This is a genomic window from Nonomuraea dietziae, from assembly GCF_014195505.1.
Lineage (GTDB): Bacteria > Actinomycetota > Actinomycetes > Streptosporangiales > Streptosporangiaceae > Nonomuraea > Nonomuraea roseola.
In genome coordinates this window covers 5,211,767-5,227,421 of the sequence record NZ_JACIBV010000001.1, presented here as the reverse complement: position 1 = coordinate 5,227,421, position 15,655 = coordinate 5,211,767, and the positions used below count along the sequence as shown (strand labels likewise).

The window sequence follows — 15,655 nt, the reverse complement described above, 5'->3', positions numbered from 1 at the left end:
TCAAAAGGTAAAACCAAATATCATCTTCGTGGTCGGGACCTTTCGACTCGCGGAGTGTTGCCATGGGCACCGAACAGCTGATCGTCGCTCTTGTCGTGGTCGCTGTGGTGGGGTTCGCCCTGGCGAGGACCATCCGGATCATCCCTCAGGCCACCGCGGCCATCATCGAGCGGCTCGGGCGCTACCACCGCACGCTGACGCCGGGGCTGAACCTCGTCGTGCCGTTCATCGACCGCATCAAAGAGATGATCGACCTGCGTGAGCAGGTCGTGTCGTTCCCCCCTCAGCCGGTCATCACCTCCGACAACCTGGTGGTCTCCATCGACACCGTCATCTACTTCCAGGTGACCAATCCGAAGGCGGCCACCTACGAGATCGCCAACTTCCTGGTCGGCGTCGAGCAGCTGACGGTGACCACCCTGCGCAACGTGGTCGGCGGCATGGACCTGGAGCGCACGCTGACCTCGCGCGAGGAGATCAACACCGAGCTGCGCGGCGTGCTGGACGAGGCCACCGGCAAGTGGGGGATCAGGGTCAACCGCGTCGAGCTGAAGGCCATCGACCCGCCCGCCTCCATCCAGGACTCGATGGAGAAGCAGATGCGGGCCGACCGCGACAAGCGCGCCGCCGTGCTCACGGCCGAGGGGCAGAAGCAGGCGGCGATCCTGACCGCCGAGGGGGAGAAGACGGCGGCGGTGCTGCGGGCGAGGGGAGAGGCCGAGGCGGCGGTGCTGCGCGCCCAGGCCGAGGCGGAGGCGGCGGCCATGCGGGCCAAGGGGCAGGCCGACGCGATCGGGATGGTGTTCAAGGCCATCCACGAGGGCAACCCCGACCAGCGGCTGCTGGCCTACCAGTACCTGCAGATGCTGCCCGAGCTGGCCAAGGGCGACGCGAACAAGCTGTGGATCGTGCCGTCGGAGATGGGGCGGGTGCTGGAGACCCTCGGCGGGCTGTTCGGAGGCGACAAGGACGGCGGCGGCAAGGAGAGCTGACCCCCTCCCGGCGTCCTCGCCCACCTGACTCCCCGGCCCGCCTTCCCCCGCCCGCGCCCACCTGACTCCCCGGCCCGCCTTCCCCCGCCCGCGCCCACCTGACTCCCCGGCCCGCCTTCCCCCGGCCGCGTCCTCCACCCGGCTCACGCTCCCTCCACGCGCTTCCGGGAGTCCCCGGAGCGTCTCCCGCCAACTCGCCTTTCTTCGCGCGCTTCCGGGGAGAGTCCCCGGAGCGTCTCCCGCCGGCTCACGCTCCCTTCGTGCGCTTCCGGGAGGCCCGGCACGCCTCCCCTCCAGGCCTCCCCCGCCCTCTTGGGGAGCTCCGCCGTCTGTGCTTCCTTCCGAGCGCTCCGCGGCCACCCCGGGGACGAGCAGGGTAGGAGCTGGCTCTAGGCTCGGGCCACAGTGCATACGGAATACGAAAGGGGCGGGTCTTGACGCCGTGGGAGGCGGTCGCGGTCTGCGCGGCCGGAGTCGCAGCAGGGGCCATCAACGCGGTCGTCGGGTCGGGCTCGCTGATCACCTTCCCCACTCTGGTGGCCGTAGGCGTCGACCCCGTGACCGCCAACGTCTCCAACAACATCGGCCTGGTCCCCGGCTCCTTCACCGGCGCGTACGGCTACCGCGCCGAGCTCAAGGGCCAGCGTGACCGCCTCGTCAGGATGGGCATGGGGTCGGCGCTCGGCTCCCTGCTGGGCGGACTGCTCCTGCTGGTGCTCGACCCCGACGTGTTCCAGATCGTGGTGCCGATCCTGATCGCGGTCGCCTGTGTGCTGGTCGTGGTCCAGCCGAAGCTGAACGGCTGGCTGGCCGCGCGCAGGCAGGACGCCCACCCCGACGGCGGCCCCTGGCTGTGGCTCGGCGTGTTCGGCGCGGGTATCTACGGCGGCTACTTCGGCGCCGCCCAGGGTGTGCTGCTCATCGGCCTGCTCGGCAGCTTCCTCGACGACGGCCTGCAGCGCGTCAACGCCGCCAAGAACGTGCTGTCGCTCATCGTCAACGCCACCGCCGCCGTGCTGTTCGTGATCATCGCGCCCATCGACTGGTGGGCGGTGCTGATGGTGGCGCTCGGCGCCACGCTGGGCGGTTTCCTGGGCGCGAAGGTGGGACGCAGGCTGCCCGCTCCGATCCTGCGCGGCTTCATCGTCTGCGTCGGGATCGCCGCGATAATCAAACTGGTGTACGGATAAATCCACAGCTCAATGGGTATAAATCATGCTATGAAGGGTGATCGGGTCGAGATCGTGATCGACGCGGGAGGCACTCCGCGAACCTACGAAGTGATCGCCACGAAAGCCGGACGGCGGGTCGAAGTGGCCAACCGGCGCGGCCTGGTAGAAGTCAGCGAGGTGACACGAAGCGGCACGGCCGTGCGCACCGCGCGCTTCATGTCCAGCCGGATCCTCGCTCTGGTCGAACACCCGGCCGATCAGCCCCGCCCCGCGGGTCAGCGGAAGTCCGCCGCCTGATCGGCCTCGCACTCCCGCGGTGACCTCGCGGGCCGTCCTGTCAGCCAATCGACGGTGTCGGTGACCCCCTCCGGAACGAAGCCGCTCGACGGTGTCGGTGACCACCTTGTGCCCGGTCCGGAACGAAGCCGCTCGACGGTGTCGGTGACCACCTTGTGTCCGGTCCGGAACGAAGCCGCTCGACGGTGTCGGTGACCACCTTGTGTCCGGTCCGGAACGAAGCCCGCCCGTCGAGCTCCTCCTCCACGATCTCCGGGTCACCCCAGAATCCGAGCTTCCGACTCAGGTGACCGGGGTCGCGGACCAGCGCCCTGACCTGGACGCCCTCGGCGACGAGCCGGGAACGGCGTGGCTGCCCACATCGTCCGTTAAACGATCGCGGAAGTCGGGCCGAGGTCAGGTCAAAGGCCGCACCTGGATGGTGCCGTCGCGTCGTACGCGGGTCTCGAAGGTGGGGGCCGGCGCGGTGGCGGGGCCGTGCTTGACGCTGCCGTCGGCGATCCTGAACGTGCTGCCGTGCCACGGGCAGACCACGCAGGGCTCGCCGTTCTCGATCACCAGTCGTCCCTGGTGCAGGGGGCCGGCCAGGTGCGAGCAGCGGTCGGCGAGCACGCTCACGCCGCCGCCGTGCCTGAGCACGAAGAGCTGGATGTAACCGAGCCTGCGGGTCACGGGACGTCCCTCGGGCAGGTCCTTGATCGGGCACAGATCGTGCCAGCCGAGCGGCACCAGGTGGGCGACCTGCTCGGCGTGGTTGGCACCCGCCGCCTGCCGGTAGGCCATGTGGCCGCCGAGGTAGCCGCCGACCGCCGCGGCGCCGAGGCCCAGCATGGACAGCGCCTTGCCGCCGCCCTGCCGTCCGGCCATGCGGAGCAGCAACGAGCCGGAGAACAGGCTGAGGGCGGTGAGGTTGGTGACCATGTGGACGAAGCCCACCCGCTGTTGCTCGCGGTGGAGTGACGACCAGTCGGTGAGCCCCGCTGCCGCCGTCGGCACGGCGCCCGCCACCCCTGCGGCCAGGAGCGCCTTCGACGCCTTCGGGTCGGTGTTCATGAGGTCGAGCACGGCGACCGACACCCAGCAGCCGAGTGTGACCGTGGCCAGTGGCGGATGCAGCGGTTTGCCGGTGGGCACCCCGTGCAACCAGTCGCGGAGCCTGCCCGGCCCGATCTTCTCCCGTACGGCTTTGGCCAGCACTCTGATCGGCCGATCCATCGCCCTGCTCTTCTCGAGCTTGTCGGCGAGGTCGACCGGCCCTGCCAGCCTGACTTTCTCCTTCACGACCAAACCCCTACCCCGGCGGTAAGGGGATCACTCGGACAGATGCCCCCGGCTGACCGAGAGGTCGATCAACTCGTTGGCGTAGACGCCGAGCGACTCCGAGCCATCCTCGATGATCTTCACCTTCTCGCGCACCTGGCCGGCCGTCACCTTGAACAGCGGCCAGGTGCCGCCCTCGGTGTGGTGGTTGGCCAGGATCGGGGCGAACCTGTCGAGGGCCTTGGCGAAGCGCGCCTCGACCGTCTCGCGGGCCTCGAACTCCTCCCACAGCTCCCTGAAGAGCACGGCCTGGTCGGAGGGGAGCAGGGCGAAGATCCGGTCGGCGGCGGCGCGCTCGGCGTCGATCTGCGCGGCCACCGCGACAGGGTCGTAGACGAAGGTGTCGCCCGCGTCGATCTCGACGAGGTCGTGGACGAGCAGCATGGCGACCACCCGCTGGATGTCGGTCCCCTGCGGGGCGTGCTCGGCGAGGATCATCGCCAGCAGGCCGACGTACCACGAGTGCTCGGCGTCGTTCTCACGGCGTGATCCGTCCATGAGGCTGTTGCGGCGGATCACCCGCTTCAGCTTGTCGATCTCCACTGCGAAGGCGATCTGGGCGTTCAGTCGGTCCTCTTCTTGCGTGGTAGTCACGCGCGACACCCTATTAATGTCCGACGTGTCCGGTCGACCGCAACGATCACAGGGAGGCAATCGTCACCGGAACGCCGTTGAACACGGCGTTGCCGGAAGGTATGTCGATCGCTGAGTCATCGGTCAGGACGTTCGCGCTGACTCCCGCGTGCTCGGCCGCGACGGCCTGCGCGCTGCCCGCGTGGCCCCATCCGTGCGGCAGGCTCACCACGCCCGCCATGATCGTGTCCGTCGGCTCCAGCGTCACCGTGAGCCGTCCGGTCGCCGACGTGATCACCGCCTGCTGCTCCAGGCCCAGCCTGGCGACGTCGGCGGGGTTGATCTGCAGCGTGCACCTGTTGCTTCCGCCGACCAGCGTGCCGACGTTGTGCATCCAGCTGTTGTTCGAGCGCAGGTGGCGCCTGCCGATCAGCACCATCTCGGGCGGCGCCTGATCGAGCCGCTCTCTCAGCCGTTCGACGTCCTCCATGAGCTGCGGGGGCGCCAGCTCGACCAGCCCGGAGGCGGTACGCAGGATCCCCGGCAGCCGTGGTTCCAGCGCACCGAGGTCGAGTCCGTGCGGGTTCTCACGCAGCTTCTCCAGCGACAGCCCGTACGGCCCGAGCTTCAACATCATGTCGAGCCTGCGCTCGGCCCCCGTCTCTCCGGTGAGCTGGAGCTCCACTCCGGCCTTCTGGAGCGTCTGGTCGATGATGAACTCGTCCAGATCGCCTTCGAGCCCCGAGGCGATCATCGCGAGCCGCGCCATGATCTCTGACTCCGACGGCCGCTCGCCGAGAGGCAGGGCGGGAGGCGAGTAGCGCGTGTAGTTGCGCACCGCGAAGCCCAGCAGCGCGAAGTCGTAGTGGCCCGACTGCAGCACCCTCGGCGGCGGCAGGATCACGTTCGCGTGCCTGGTCGTCTCGTTGAGGTAGGGATCGACGCTGACCATGAAGTCGAGCTGCCCGAACGCCTCGTCCAGCCTGGACCCGTTCGGCGCCGACAGCACGGGGTTGCCCGCCACCGTCACCAGGAAGCGCACCTGCCCCTCGCCCGGCGTCTCGATCTCGTCGGCCAGCGTCGCCACGGGCAGCTCGCCGTTGGCCTCGGGCAGACCGCGCACGCGGCTCTTCCACCTGCCGGTCGTGTACGGCCTGCGGCTCCTCGGCGGTTCGGTGGCCGGCATGGGGAACATCGCGCCGCCCGGCCTGTCGAGGTTGCCGGTGAGCGTGTTGAGCACGTCGACCAGCCACTGGGCCAGCGTCCCGAACTCCTGCGTGCAGGTGCCGATCCTGGCGTACACCGCCGCCGTGGGCGCCGCCGCCAGCTCGCGGGCCAGCCTGACGATCGTCTCCTCCGGCACCCCCGTACGGCGGGCGACCACCTCAGGCGGGAAGTGCTTGGCCGCCTCCCTGACCTCCTCGAGGCCGTTGACCTCGACAGAGACGCTGGTGAGCTGCTCGGCGAAGAGCGTGTGCACCAGGCCGAAGAGCAGGTAGGCGTCGCTGCCCGGCCGGACGAACACGTGTTCGTCGGCCTGGGCGGCGGTCCTGGTGCGCCGCGGGTCCACCACGACGACCTTCCCTCCGCGTCTCCTGATCGCCTTCAGCCTGCCGGGGAAGTCGGGGGCGGTGCACAGCGAGCCGTTGGACTCCAGCGGGTTGGCGCCGAGCATCAGCAGGTAGTCGGTCCTGTCGAGATCGGGGACGGGGATGTGCAACGGGTGGCCGAACATCAGCCCGCTGGCCACGTGCTTCGGCATCTGGTCGGCGGTGCTGGCCGAGAAGACGTTGCGGGTGCCGAGCGCCCTGATCAGCGGCGCGGTGTAGAGCGCCCCCGCCATCGTGTGCGCCCCAGGGTTGCCCAGGTAGACGGCGATCGTCTGCCTGTCCCTGACCCCTTCGAGCGCGCGGGCGACCGTGGCGAACGCCTCGTCCCACGACACCTCCCGCCACTGGTCACCCTCCCTGACCAGCGGCTTGCTCAGCCGGTCGGGGTCCTCGTCGAGATGGCCGAGGCTGGCGCCCTTGGGACAGATGAAGCCCTTGCTGAAAGGGTCGTCCTTGTCGCCTCTGACGCCGGTGACGTGGCCGCCGTCGTCGAGCGTGAGCGTCAGGCCGCAGACGGCCTCGCAGAGAGGGCAGGTGCGGTGCACGGTCGTCATCGCTGCTCCTGAGTTCGTCATCCGAACTCATCTTGTCCCGTACGGCGGCGGGTGGGAAGGCCCCAATGTCTGGCTTTCTCCACCACGGGTCAGGGGACGCCCGTCCGCCGTGGAGCGTCCCCGGTGCGTGGCCTGAAGGAGGTCAGACCGGGATGAGCAGCGCGGGCGCTCTGCCGGGTGGCTCCTCGGTCTCGGCGCGGGTGGACTTCAGCGAGACCCAGCCGCTCCTGCCGTACAGCCGTTCGACGCCCGGCGCGACCGCGCCCTCGCTCTGGTCCCTGCGGATGATTTCGACGATCACCAGGTGGGCCCATCTGCGGTGCTTGTGGATCCTGACGTCCCGCGCGAAGCAGGCCGCCTCGATCTCCCCGGCGAAGGCCTCGAAGTCCTCCGCGCAGATGCCCGCTCTGGTGAGAACCAGCGCCTTCTCCCCACGGGCCGTCGGCGTGATCCACAGGATGAGCGGGATCCTGCCCGCCCTGGTGTGCATGGTCGTCTCCAGGCAGAGCCGCTGCAGCCGATGCCTGGAGGCTACGCACCAGGCGTGCGCGACGATCCAGTTGCGTCCGACGCGGGTGACGGCGGGCACCGAGACCGCGCTGGTGAGCGCGAGGAAGGGCACCCATCGCCCGCCGCCGACGGCGGCGAGCAGCACCAGCGCCAGTCCCGCGGTCAGCAGGAGCTCGGTGCGCATCCGCCAGAGCCTGACGAGAGAGCCGGAGCGCTCGGCCGCCGGCAGGTCGCCGACCGCCGGGTAGATCTGATGCCGAGGATTGCGGGACATCTCACGACACCTCCTCTGGGATGAGGGAGGCGCGCAACACCCTGAGCTGGTCGAACCGTGGGTCCCGGTAGGAGCGGGAGCCGAACCCCGTGCGGGCGACGGTCCAGCCGCGCCGGTGCGCGAACTCGTCGTACTCCATGCAGATCTCGCGATCCGTCCACGCGATGAGTTCCCGGATCCGGGGCTTGATTCGGCCGAGTCCCTTGGTACCTTGTGAGTACAACATAGAAGACCCCTTTCGCGGCATTTCTGAGGTGGACTTCTGGGCCGGACCGGGCGCTGAAGAGCTCGGCCGTCACCGGGTGGCAGCCCGATCGCGTGACGGTGGGAGACCAGCGTCGGTCCGGCTTTGTGCTGACTTCCTTTCGGCGGACCTGCATATCTGAACGGCGCCGTTGCCGGAAGGGAGCGGCCCAGACGGCCGCGCTTGAGCGTCTGCGAAAGGCCCGAGTGCGCATCGTCATCTCGCCTTCCTGAGCCTGATCGTCCCTCCGTGACCTGGCCCCGGCAATAGTCTGGCGGGAGAAAAATCAAATTTCTTCGCAATTCCCGCTGGGACATGCGCCGCATGAGTGCCTGCAACTTGCACGCGAAATGTCAGAGGCTGCCGGGGCTCCCGGTAAACCATCGCGAGCCCACCCCCTGACCGCTGGGCTTTTGCTTGCCACCACCGTCTCTCCATGTCAGCCTTGAGGCAAGCCTTCGTGCGAATGTCCGTGCAACTTGCAGTGTAAGATTGGCCGAACGGCCCAGAAATTCGGGGCTCAAACGGTTCTTCTCCGTTACACCTTCATTTCCGGTGAGGAGAGTGGACGGTGCCACCAGAGCAGGCCAGCCCCACGGTGCGCAGGCTCAAGCTCGGTCAGGAGCTCCGCCAACTGCGCGAGCGCAGAGGCCTGACGGGCGCGAGAGCGGCCAAGGAGCTCGGCTGGTCACCCAGCAAGGTGAGCCGCATAGAAGCCGCCAAGACCAAACCGAGCCACGACGACGTCCAGGCCTTCGCGAAGCTCTACAAGTGCGATGACCAAAAACTCGACGAACTGCTCGGCCTTGTGGTGGATGCATATCAGCGGGGCTGGTGGGAGGATTACGAAGGCACCCTGCCCGGGGGATACACCAGACTTCTCGGGCTGGAGGCGGAGGCCACGTCCCAACAGAACTGGGAACCCCAGGTTGTGCCTGGCCTTTTGCAGACCGAGGACTATGCGCGGGAAGTGATCCTGGCCTCCCGTGGCATCGTGCGTATCACGCACAGCGGTGTCCGAAGCCGGGTCGAAGCCCGGCTCGACAGGCAGCAGCGTGTCCTGCATCGAGCGGATCCATGCATCCTGCACATCATCCTGGACGAGTCGGCGTTGATGCGGCGTTTCGGCGAGCCCTCGGTCATGCGTGCGCAGATGGAGCATCTGATTCAGCTCTCCGTGCTGCCGCACGTCTCTGTGCAGGTGTTGCCGCTGGAATCACTCCATCCGGTCAACACCGGCGCCTTCATCCACCTGAAGTTCGCGGCTTTCGACGATGTCGTATATCTGGAGCAGTTGTACAACCCACGCTTCGTCGAAGACCCCGAGATGGTGGCTGGATACGAAACAGCCTTCGACCACATCAGGTCCGAAGCGCTTGACGAGAACGAGTCCCGCGTGCTCATCCAGCGAAAGGCAATGATGTGGGGAAGGTGACGACGCAGCCTTCAAAGGGGCAAAGGCGCCCCTTTTACCCATTTGGGGAGAAAATGCACATCGACACCACCAGGGCGGCCTGGCAGAAGAGCAGCTTCTGCAACGGCGCTTCCACCTGCGTCGAGGTCGCCAACCTCGCCGACGGCAGCGTCGCGCTCAGGGACAGCAAGGTGCAGGACGGTCCCGTCCTGGTCTTCACCCCGGGCGAGTGGGCCGCTTTCACGGCCGGGGTTCGTGATGGCGAGTTCGACCTCGCCACGCTCACCGCGAGCGCGTGAAGAACGGCCCTGGCAGGTTGCTGACACAACCCACAGGGCCGCTCCACCTCAGCCGGCCCCGTCAGAGCACCGCGGAAGCTGCGCACATCATGGCACACGCCTGGAGCGGCGCCTCCTGACCCACATCAACACGCCGACCTGCGCGATCGCCCGCGGTCTTGGCGCACTCCGCGCGGGTGGCGCCGTGGCCTTCCCGACACTGTCGAGGATCGTGGCGAACCTGGCATGGCGCTTGTTCTTCGCCACGCTCATTCGGTGCTCGCGAGTCCGCTCCCAGAAGCGACGCCCCGCCTCCGTCGTGAACACTTCGTTCTCCCCATGGGCCACCGCACCCTGAGACTCGAATCATTCACGTCCGGGCGGGGGAGACCTTTGCCTTGACGAGGAAGAGTGAGCTCAGGCCGGCCAGTACGGCGAGCGCCGCCAACGCGACAGCCGTTCCGAAGGAGGCCTGGCCCGTCTGGCCGTGCATGAGGGAGATGAACAGCGTGCCGACCGTGGCCACGCCGATCACCTGGCCGAGTTGCATCACCGTGAGCAGCGCGCCGCTCGCGTCGGCGGCGTAGGCGCTCTCGACCTGCTGGGTGGCCAGGTTGGTCACGGCGATCTGCACGCCGAGCCCCGCGCCGATCAGCGCGCTCAGGACCGCGTACGGCACGCCGCCCCCCGAAGCGGCCGCCAGTCCGAGGTAGGCCGGCGCGGCCACGACGTACCCGACGGGCACCAGCGAGCGCTGGAAGCGCTGGGGGAGCTTGGGCCAGGCCAGCCCGACCAACGCGAAGGCCACCGCGCACGGCACCAGCATCAGTCCGGACATCAGCGGGCTCAGGTGCAACTCCCCCTGCAGGTGCAGCGCCGAGGTGAACAGGAAGGCGCCCCAGGTGGCCGGGCCGAACAGCAGCACCGCGAGACCCGGCCGCATGCCGGGCGCCCGCAGCACCCTCGCGTCCACCAGCGGCCTGCCGCCCCGCGCCGTCACCCATCGCTCCACCTGGACGAAGACGGCGAACATCACCAGGCTGAGCGCCATCGAGGCCCAGCCCCACAACGGCCAGCCGAGATCGCGGCCGAGCACCAGCGGCACGATGAACAGCAGGACCGCCGCCGACAGCGTGACCAGCCCCAGCGGGTCGAGGCCGGCCCTGCCGCCGCCCTGGTCGGCGGGCAGCACCTTCAGCCCCGCGAGAAGAAGGAGCGCTCCAACGGGCACGAGCACCAGGAAGACGATCCGCCAGCCTGCCCCGAAGCCGAGCAGGATGCCGCCGAGCGCCTGCCCGACCACGATGCCGCCGCTCACGACGGCCGACCAGAGGCCGAGCGCCCTGCCTCGGGCCTCACCCTGGTAGTTGTGCTGGATCAGGGTCAGCACCTGCGGCATCATCAGGGCGGCTCCCGCGCCCTGAGCGAAGCGGAAGGCGACCAGCCAGCCCGTGGAGGGGGCGAGTCCGCAGCCGAGCGTGGTGAGCGTGAAGAGGGCCAGGCCGGTCAGGAAGGCGTTGCGATAGCCGAACAGGTCGCCGACACGGGCACCGGTGATCAACAGAACGGCATAGGTGATGGTGTAGCCGGCGACGATCATCTGCAGTCCCGCGCCCGAGGAGTGCAGGTCGGCCTCGATCGTCGGAGTGGCGACGTTCACGATGTTGACGTTCAGGACGGCGAGGAACTGGCCGAGAAGGACGATCGCAAGGAGCAGGCCGCCGCTCCTGGTCGTGGACTTCTCGACGGGCGGAGCTTGGATCATGCTTCCACAGTGGTAGAAAGTAGATACTAGTAAAAAGAGTCCCTTTATCCCGGTATTGGCGGCACCAGGATGAGTAAAAGGCGTGACGACCTGGCGGCATTCCTCCGCACCAGGCGTGAGCGGGTCACGCCCGAGATGGTGGGGCTGCCGCCCGGCACCCGCAGGCGTACGCCGGGGCTGCGCAGGGAGGAGGTCGCCCAGCTCGCCGGGGTCGGGGTGACCTGGTACACCTGGCTGGAGCAGGGACGGCCGATCAACGTCAGCCTCCAGGTGCTCGACTCCATCGCCCGCACCCTCATGCTCGACGCCGCCGAGCGTCACCAGCTCCACCTGCTGGCCGGGCACGCCGAGGCGGCCCCCACGCCCGATGGCGGTCTCGTCACCCCGTCGATGCAGGTGATCATCGATCAGCTCAGCCCGTTGCCCGCCGCCTACAGCAACAGCCGCCACGACGTCCTGGCATGGAACCCCGCCTACGCCGCGCTCTTCCCCGAACTGGTCAGCGCGCCGGTCGAGGAGCGCAACTCGCTCTGGCAGTGCTTCGTCCACCGCGAGTGGCGTACCGCGCTGGTCAACAGGGAGCAGGAGCTCCACGGCAGTGTCGCCGTCTTCCGCGGCGCCTACACCCGTCACGCCGACGACCCCTGCTGGCGCGACTTCGTGAAACGGCTGTCGGCGGCCAGCCCCGAGTTCGCCGCGCTGTGGGCCACCCACGACGTGGCCGATCCCCGCTCGCGCGCCAAGACCTTCAACAACGAGGTCGTGGGGGAGCTGCGCTTCACGAGCGCGATGTTCAACTGCGCCTCGGCGCCGGAGACCCGCATGACTGTCTACACCCCCGTCGACGAGGCGACACGCTCGGCCGTGGTGTGGCTCACCGCGCACAGTGAGCGTGCCCATGGCATGCTCGGTGCCTGAAGATCAGGAGGGCAGATGAGACCGAGCCACGCCGTCATCGCCGTGGGGGTCGCGATAGCGCTGACCGCTTGTTCGGCGGCGAAATCGGATCAGGCGGCAGACGTGGCCGAGAAGCCGACGATCGCTCCGAGCCTCCCCGAGGAGCCGGAGCGCCGGCCGTACACCATCTCCTTCGGCGGTGACGTGCACTTCGAGGGCGTGCTGCGCAGCAGGCTCGCCAACCCGCGCACCGCGCTCGGCCCGATCGCCAAGGTGCTGAAGGCGTCGGACCTCGCGATGATCAACCTGGAGACCGCGATCACGACGGGCGGCACGCCGGCGCCCGGCAAGCAGTACACCTTCCGCGCCCCCGCCACGGCCTTCACCGCGCTCAAGGCGGCGGGCGTCGACGTGGTCTCCATGGCCAACAACCACGGCATGGACTACATGGAGAGCGGGCTGGCCGATTCCATGGCCGCGATCAAGCGCTCGAGGTTCCCCGTCGTGGGCATCGGCAGGAACGAGACAGAGGCGTACAAGCCCTACCGCGTCACGGTCAACGGCAACCGCGTGTCGATCATCGGGGCCACCCAGGTGCTCGACGCGGAGTTCATCCAGTCGTGGAGCGCCGCCGGTTCCAAGGGCGGGCTGGCCTCCGCCAAGAACGAGGACAGGCTCATCAGGGCGGTACGGCAGGCCCGCAAGTCCTCCGACACGGTGATCGTGCACCTGCACTGGGGCACGGAGATGCAGAAGTGCCCCAACCCCGCCCAGCGCTCCCTCGCCCCCAAGCTGGTCAAGGCGGGCGCGGACGTCATCGTCGGCGGCCACGCGCACATCCTGCTCGGCAGCGGCTACCTGGGCAACGCCTACGTCAACTACGGCATGGGCAACTTCGTCTTCTACAACTGGGGGCCCGAGACAGGCAGGACAGGCGTGCTCACGCTGACCATCGACGGCCGCAAGGTGCTGAAGAACAAGTGGACCCCCGCCACGATCCAGGGCGGCGTCCCGATCCCGCTCACCGGCGCGGCCAGGACCCAGGCCATCACCAACTGGAAGAGCCTGCGTTCCTGCACGGGCCTGGCCGCCAGCCCCGAGGACAGCTAATCTTTGGACTGTGCGTCTAATAGCCTCGGGTGAGGTACGGCTGGCGGTCTACGAGCAGGGCGACCCCGCCAGCCCGACGATCGTGCTGCTGCACGGCTACCCCGACGACCACCGCGTGTGGGATCAGGTCGCCGACCTGCTCCAGGACCGCTTCCACGTCGTCCGCTACGACGTGAGAGGGGCGGGCGGGTCGTCGGCGCCGCGCGCGGTCGGCGCCTACCGGCTCGACAGGCTGGCGGCCGACATGGACGCCGTGCTCGACGCCGTCGGCAAGCCCAAGGTCCACCTCGCCGCCCACGACTGGGGCTCCATCCAGGGGTGGTACTTCGCCGGCAGGAGCGACAGGCTCGCCTCCTTCACCTCGCTCGGAGGTCCTGGGCTCGACCAGGCCGCCGCCTTCTTCCGCCAGGCGGGTCCCCTCAGGGCGGCAGGGCAGCTGATGCGCTCGTGGTACATCGCCGCCTTCCAGCTGCCGGTGCTGCCCGAACTGGTCATGGCGCCCCTGGCCCGCGCGCTGGGCGCCACCGCCGCCGACGCCCGCAACGGGCTCAAGCTCTACCGGGCCAACATGGCCGGCGGGCTGCGCCGTCCTGGTGACCCGCACGTGAACGTGCCCGTCCAGCTGATCGAGAGCACGCGCGACCACTACGTCTCCCCCTGGCTGCTCGCCTCCCTCGGCCAGTGGGCGCCGAAGTTCAGGCACAGGAGGATCGTCGCCGACCACTGGGCGCAGCGCTCGCGGCCGGAGACGGTCGCCGCACTGATCGCCGAGTTCGCCGAGTGGACGACCGGCGGGTGAGCCGCATTGCACGTCTTTCTACAATCAGCCTTTTCCAGGGACGGGGCGGCCGATTGGAGGCAAGATGAAGACCGTGTCCTCCTTGCCGGTTGACGAAGACGGCACCGAGCCCACCCCGCTCCGCCGTCAGCCCACGCAGCGCCGTAGCGCCCGCAGGGTCGAGCGCATGCTCGACGCGTGTGCCCACCTGCTCGACGACGTCGGTTACGAGGCGCTGTCCACCACGCGCATCGCCGAGCGGGCAGGGGTGGCCATCGGGTCGGTCTACCAGTTCTTCCCCGACAAACGCGCCATCACCCAGGAGGTGACCAGGCGCAACGTGGAGCTGTTCGTCTCCAGGGTGGGCGCCCGCTTCCTCGACGAGGACTATCGCGGGTGGTGGGAGGCGGTCGACGCGATCATCGACGAGTACGTCGACATGCACAGGAGCGTGCCGGGCTTCAAGAGCCTCCACTTCGGCGACGTCGTCGACCTCAACCTGCTCGACTCCGACTCCGAGAACAACATGGTGATCGCCGGCCGGCTGCGCGGCCTGCTGCTCGAGGAGTACGGCCTGGCCGACAGCGAGGAGCTCGACGTGGCCGTGCTGGTCGCCGTCGAGGCGGGCGACGCCGTGCTCAAGCTGGCCTTCCGCCGCGACCCGAAGGGCGAGCCCGAGATCGTGGCGGCGGCCAAGCAGCTGATCAGGTCGTTCCTGTCGCGCAGGCTCAATCCTCGCCGGCAGCGTCAGCAGGCGTGATCGGCGTCGGATTCCACTCCGGCGCGGGCACCACCGGCTGGTCCTGCCTGGGCCAGCGGTTCCTGGGCGAGGTGGGTGTCTCGGGCGCGGGCACGAAGGCCGCCGGCACGGGTTCTCGCTCGGGCTTCGTCCTGGTCTCCCCACCGGGCCCGCACGGGCGGGGTAGCGAGATCTTGGCCACCTTGGTCGCCAGCCGCTGATGGAGCGCCGAGACCCGTTGTTCGGCCGCCTCCACGGCATCGAGTCTCGCGGAGAAATATCCGGCGGCGCCCGGGATCACGGCGGACAACACCGCGGCACAGGCGATCGTGAAGGTCAATTGCTTGGACATGCCGAGCCCCTTCCGCCCCTGATGACGTGTGCCGTATATGCCCAAGGTCCTGTGCGGATACGCGGAGAGTAATGGGGTTTGCACGAATCGTTGCCGAAGTCGTGCCCGGTCGGTGATGCGCATTGTCCAGGCAAAAGCCGGTGCGGCTCGATAGTCTCGCGGTGTGGCGCATGTGACCCGTGAGCACCTTGATCGCTTGCTTGAGCAGGCCCTACTGGCGGACGACCACGGATCGCTGGCCAGGCAGCTCGACGAGCTCGCCGTCGCCTATTCGTCGGGCGACGTCTCCCGCGCGGCCATCCTCGTGCTGGCCGCCGACGAGTGGAGGCAGGCCGGCCAACCGGCCCGGGCGTTGGAGTGCTTCCAGCGCGCGGTCGACGACGGAGGCGAGTCCGGCATCGACCCCAGAGCGGGCATCGCCGACACGCTCTTCGAGCTCGACAGGCCAGGCGAGGCCAGAGAGATCATCGAGACGCTCAGAGTCGAGGGCACCGCCACCCCGGCGACGGCCCACAACATCGCCGAGACCCTCGTGGCCTACGGCGATCTGCAGGGCGGGCTCGAGTGGGCCACCCAGGCGGTGCTCGCCTGCGCCGAGGACGATCCGGAGCACGTCGCCCTGCTGCGCACGCGTTACCGCATCAGGCTCGACCTCGGCCTGCCGGAGGACGAGCTCGACTCGCTGATCTCCTGACACCTGAAGGGCCGGGCCCCCAGGGGGCACGGCCCTTCAGCTATGTGGATCCACGGGACGGAGGCGCGCCGCGTCCCGCGGA

At 68.8% G+C, this 15,655-nt stretch carries 18 protein-coding genes; 10 read left to right on the top strand and 8 right to left on the bottom strand.

The genetic code is table 11. The annotated features are described in order from the left end of the window. The first annotated feature begins 62 nt into the window (after window positions 1–62). The 3 genes from FHR33_RS24880 (at window position 63) to FHR33_RS24870 (ending at window position 2,461) form a co-directional block, all read left to right on the top strand. A complete protein-coding gene (locus FHR33_RS24880) occupies window positions 63–992 on the top strand; it encodes an SPFH domain-containing protein (RefSeq protein ID WP_183652236.1) in 930 nt (309 codons plus the stop codon). A 434-nt stretch (window positions 993–1,426) separates the two neighbouring features. Further along, window positions 1,427–2,182, top strand: coding sequence for a sulfite exporter TauE/SafE family protein (locus tag FHR33_RS24875; protein ID WP_183652234.1), 756 nt, complete (start codon window positions 1,427–1,429; stop codon window positions 2,180–2,182). Window positions 2,183–2,212: 30 nt separating this feature from the next. Then, window positions 2,213–2,461: a DUF8836 family protein gene (locus tag FHR33_RS24870; RefSeq protein ID WP_183652231.1), complete on the top strand. Its 249-nt coding sequence runs from the start codon at window positions 2,213–2,215 to the stop codon at window positions 2,459–2,461. A 396-nt stretch (window positions 2,462–2,857) separates the two neighbouring features. Here the strand turns inward: FHR33_RS24870 and FHR33_RS24865 are convergent, their stop codons facing one another. The 5 genes from FHR33_RS24865 to FHR33_RS24845 form a co-directional block, all read right to left on the bottom strand. Continuing rightward, entirely contained in the window at window positions 2,858–3,742 is an 885-nt protein-coding gene (locus FHR33_RS24865) for a Rieske (2Fe-2S) protein (protein ID WP_312895709.1), read from the bottom strand. 30 nt (window positions 3,743–3,772) lie between these two features. Next, window positions 3,773–4,375 carry an HD domain-containing protein gene (locus FHR33_RS24860; RefSeq protein ID WP_312895708.1) on the bottom strand — a complete coding sequence of 201 codons (603 nt, stop codon included), beginning with the start codon at window positions 4,373–4,375 and terminating at the stop codon, window positions 3,773–3,775. Between the two features lie 46 nt (window positions 4,376–4,421). Further along, window positions 4,422–6,518: a molybdopterin-dependent oxidoreductase gene (locus tag FHR33_RS24855; protein ID WP_183652225.1), complete on the bottom strand. Its 2,097-nt coding sequence runs from the start codon at window positions 6,516–6,518 to the stop codon at window positions 4,422–4,424. Between the two features lie 142 nt (window positions 6,519–6,660). Beyond that, window positions 6,661–7,302 carry a hypothetical protein gene (locus FHR33_RS24850; RefSeq protein ID WP_183652222.1) on the bottom strand — a complete coding sequence of 214 codons (642 nt, stop codon included), beginning with the start codon at window positions 7,300–7,302 and terminating at the stop codon, window positions 6,661–6,663. A gap of 1 nt (window position 7,303) precedes the next feature. After that, complete coding sequence (locus FHR33_RS24845) at window positions 7,304–7,441, bottom strand: hypothetical protein (RefSeq protein ID WP_183652219.1); 138 nt, start codon at window positions 7,439–7,441, stop codon at window positions 7,304–7,306. Between the two features lie 676 nt (window positions 7,442–8,117). Between FHR33_RS24845 and FHR33_RS24840 the strand changes: the two genes are divergently transcribed. Continuing rightward, complete coding sequence (locus tag FHR33_RS24840) at window positions 8,118–8,981, top strand: helix-turn-helix domain-containing protein (RefSeq protein ID WP_183652215.1); 864 nt, start codon at window positions 8,118–8,120, stop codon at window positions 8,979–8,981. 53 nt (window positions 8,982–9,034) lie between these two features. Beyond that, entirely contained in the window at window positions 9,035–9,259 is a 225-nt protein-coding gene (locus FHR33_RS24835) for a DUF397 domain-containing protein (protein WP_183652212.1), read from the top strand. 87 nt (window positions 9,260–9,346) lie between these two features. On the opposite strand, the gene FHR33_RS53365 is transcribed toward FHR33_RS24835, so the two are convergent. Both FHR33_RS53365 and FHR33_RS24830 read right to left on the bottom strand, forming a co-directional pair. Then, entirely contained in the window at window positions 9,347–9,565 is a 219-nt protein-coding gene (locus FHR33_RS53365; protein ID WP_376773215.1) for a DUF6082 family protein, read from the bottom strand. Window positions 9,566–9,608: 43 nt separating this feature from the next. Beyond that, window positions 9,609–11,003, bottom strand: a complete 1,395-nt coding sequence (locus FHR33_RS24830) for an MFS transporter (protein WP_183652209.1) — start codon at window positions 11,001–11,003, stop codon at window positions 9,609–9,611. 69 nt (window positions 11,004–11,072) lie between these two features. Between FHR33_RS24830 and FHR33_RS24825 the strand changes: the two genes are divergently transcribed. The 4 genes from FHR33_RS24825 to FHR33_RS24810 all read left to right on the top strand — a co-directional run bounded on the left by FHR33_RS24825 (window position 11,073) and on the right by FHR33_RS24810 (window position 14,548). Then, the gene (locus FHR33_RS24825) at window positions 11,073–11,921 is read left to right on the top strand and encodes a helix-turn-helix transcriptional regulator (protein ID WP_183652206.1); all 849 of its coding nucleotides are present in this window, start codon (window positions 11,073–11,075) and stop codon (window positions 11,919–11,921) included. Window positions 11,922–11,936: 15 nt separating this feature from the next. Then, window positions 11,937–13,010 carry a CapA family protein gene (locus FHR33_RS24820; protein ID WP_183652203.1) on the top strand — a complete coding sequence of 358 codons (1,074 nt, stop codon included), beginning with the start codon at window positions 11,937–11,939 and terminating at the stop codon, window positions 13,008–13,010. Window positions 13,011–13,020: 10 nt separating this feature from the next. Next, on the top strand, window positions 13,021–13,809 hold the full coding sequence (locus FHR33_RS24815; protein WP_183652200.1) for an alpha/beta fold hydrolase: 789 nt from the start codon (window positions 13,021–13,023) through the stop codon (window positions 13,807–13,809). Between the two features lie 73 nt (window positions 13,810–13,882). Further along, the gene (locus FHR33_RS24810; RefSeq protein WP_376773294.1) at window positions 13,883–14,548 is read left to right on the top strand and encodes a TetR/AcrR family transcriptional regulator; all 666 of its coding nucleotides are present in this window, start codon (window positions 13,883–13,885) and stop codon (window positions 14,546–14,548) included. Here FHR33_RS24810 and FHR33_RS24805 read toward each other — a convergent pair. Then, window positions 14,517–14,879 carry a hypothetical protein gene (locus FHR33_RS24805; protein WP_183652194.1) on the bottom strand — a complete coding sequence of 121 codons (363 nt, stop codon included), beginning with the start codon at window positions 14,877–14,879 and terminating at the stop codon, window positions 14,517–14,519. The genes FHR33_RS24810 and FHR33_RS24805 overlap by 32 nt on opposite strands. 196 nt (window positions 14,880–15,075) lie before the next feature. On the opposite strand from FHR33_RS24805, the gene FHR33_RS24800 reads away from it, so the two are divergent. Then, window positions 15,076–15,573, top strand: coding sequence for a tetratricopeptide repeat protein (locus FHR33_RS24800; protein ID WP_221241227.1), 498 nt, complete (start codon window positions 15,076–15,078; stop codon window positions 15,571–15,573). Window positions 15,574–15,655: the final 82 nt, after the last annotated feature.

Coding starts and splice junctions, on each gene's coding strand:
- FHR33_RS24880 (WP_183652236.1), top strand. CDS start 63: ATGGGCACCGAACAGCTGATCGTCGCTCTTGTCGTGGTCGCTGTGGTG.
- FHR33_RS24825 (WP_183652206.1), top strand. CDS start 11,073: ATGAGTAAAAGGCGTGACGACCTGGCGGCATTCCTCCGCACCAGGCGT.
- FHR33_RS24820 (WP_183652203.1), top strand. CDS start 11,937: ATGAGACCGAGCCACGCCGTCATCGCCGTGGGGGTCGCGATAGCGCTG.
- FHR33_RS24855 (WP_183652225.1), bottom strand. CDS start 6,518: ATGACGACCGTGCACCGCACCTGCCCTCTCTGCGAGGCCGTCTGCGGC.
- FHR33_RS24830 (WP_183652209.1), bottom strand. CDS start 11,003: ATGATCCAAGCTCCGCCCGTCGAGAAGTCCACGACCAGGAGCGGCGGC.
- FHR33_RS24845 (WP_183652219.1), bottom strand. CDS start 7,441: ATGGAGTACGACGAGTTCGCGCACCGGCGCGGCTGGACCGTCGCCCGC.
- FHR33_RS24870 (WP_183652231.1), top strand. CDS start 2,213: ATGAAGGGTGATCGGGTCGAGATCGTGATCGACGCGGGAGGCACTCCG.
- FHR33_RS24850 (WP_183652222.1), bottom strand. CDS start 7,302: ATGTCCCGCAATCCTCGGCATCAGATCTACCCGGCGGTCGGCGACCTG.
- FHR33_RS24835 (WP_183652212.1), top strand. CDS start 9,035: ATGCACATCGACACCACCAGGGCGGCCTGGCAGAAGAGCAGCTTCTGC.
- FHR33_RS24805 (WP_183652194.1), bottom strand. CDS start 14,879: ATGTCCAAGCAATTGACCTTCACGATCGCCTGTGCCGCGGTGTTGTCC.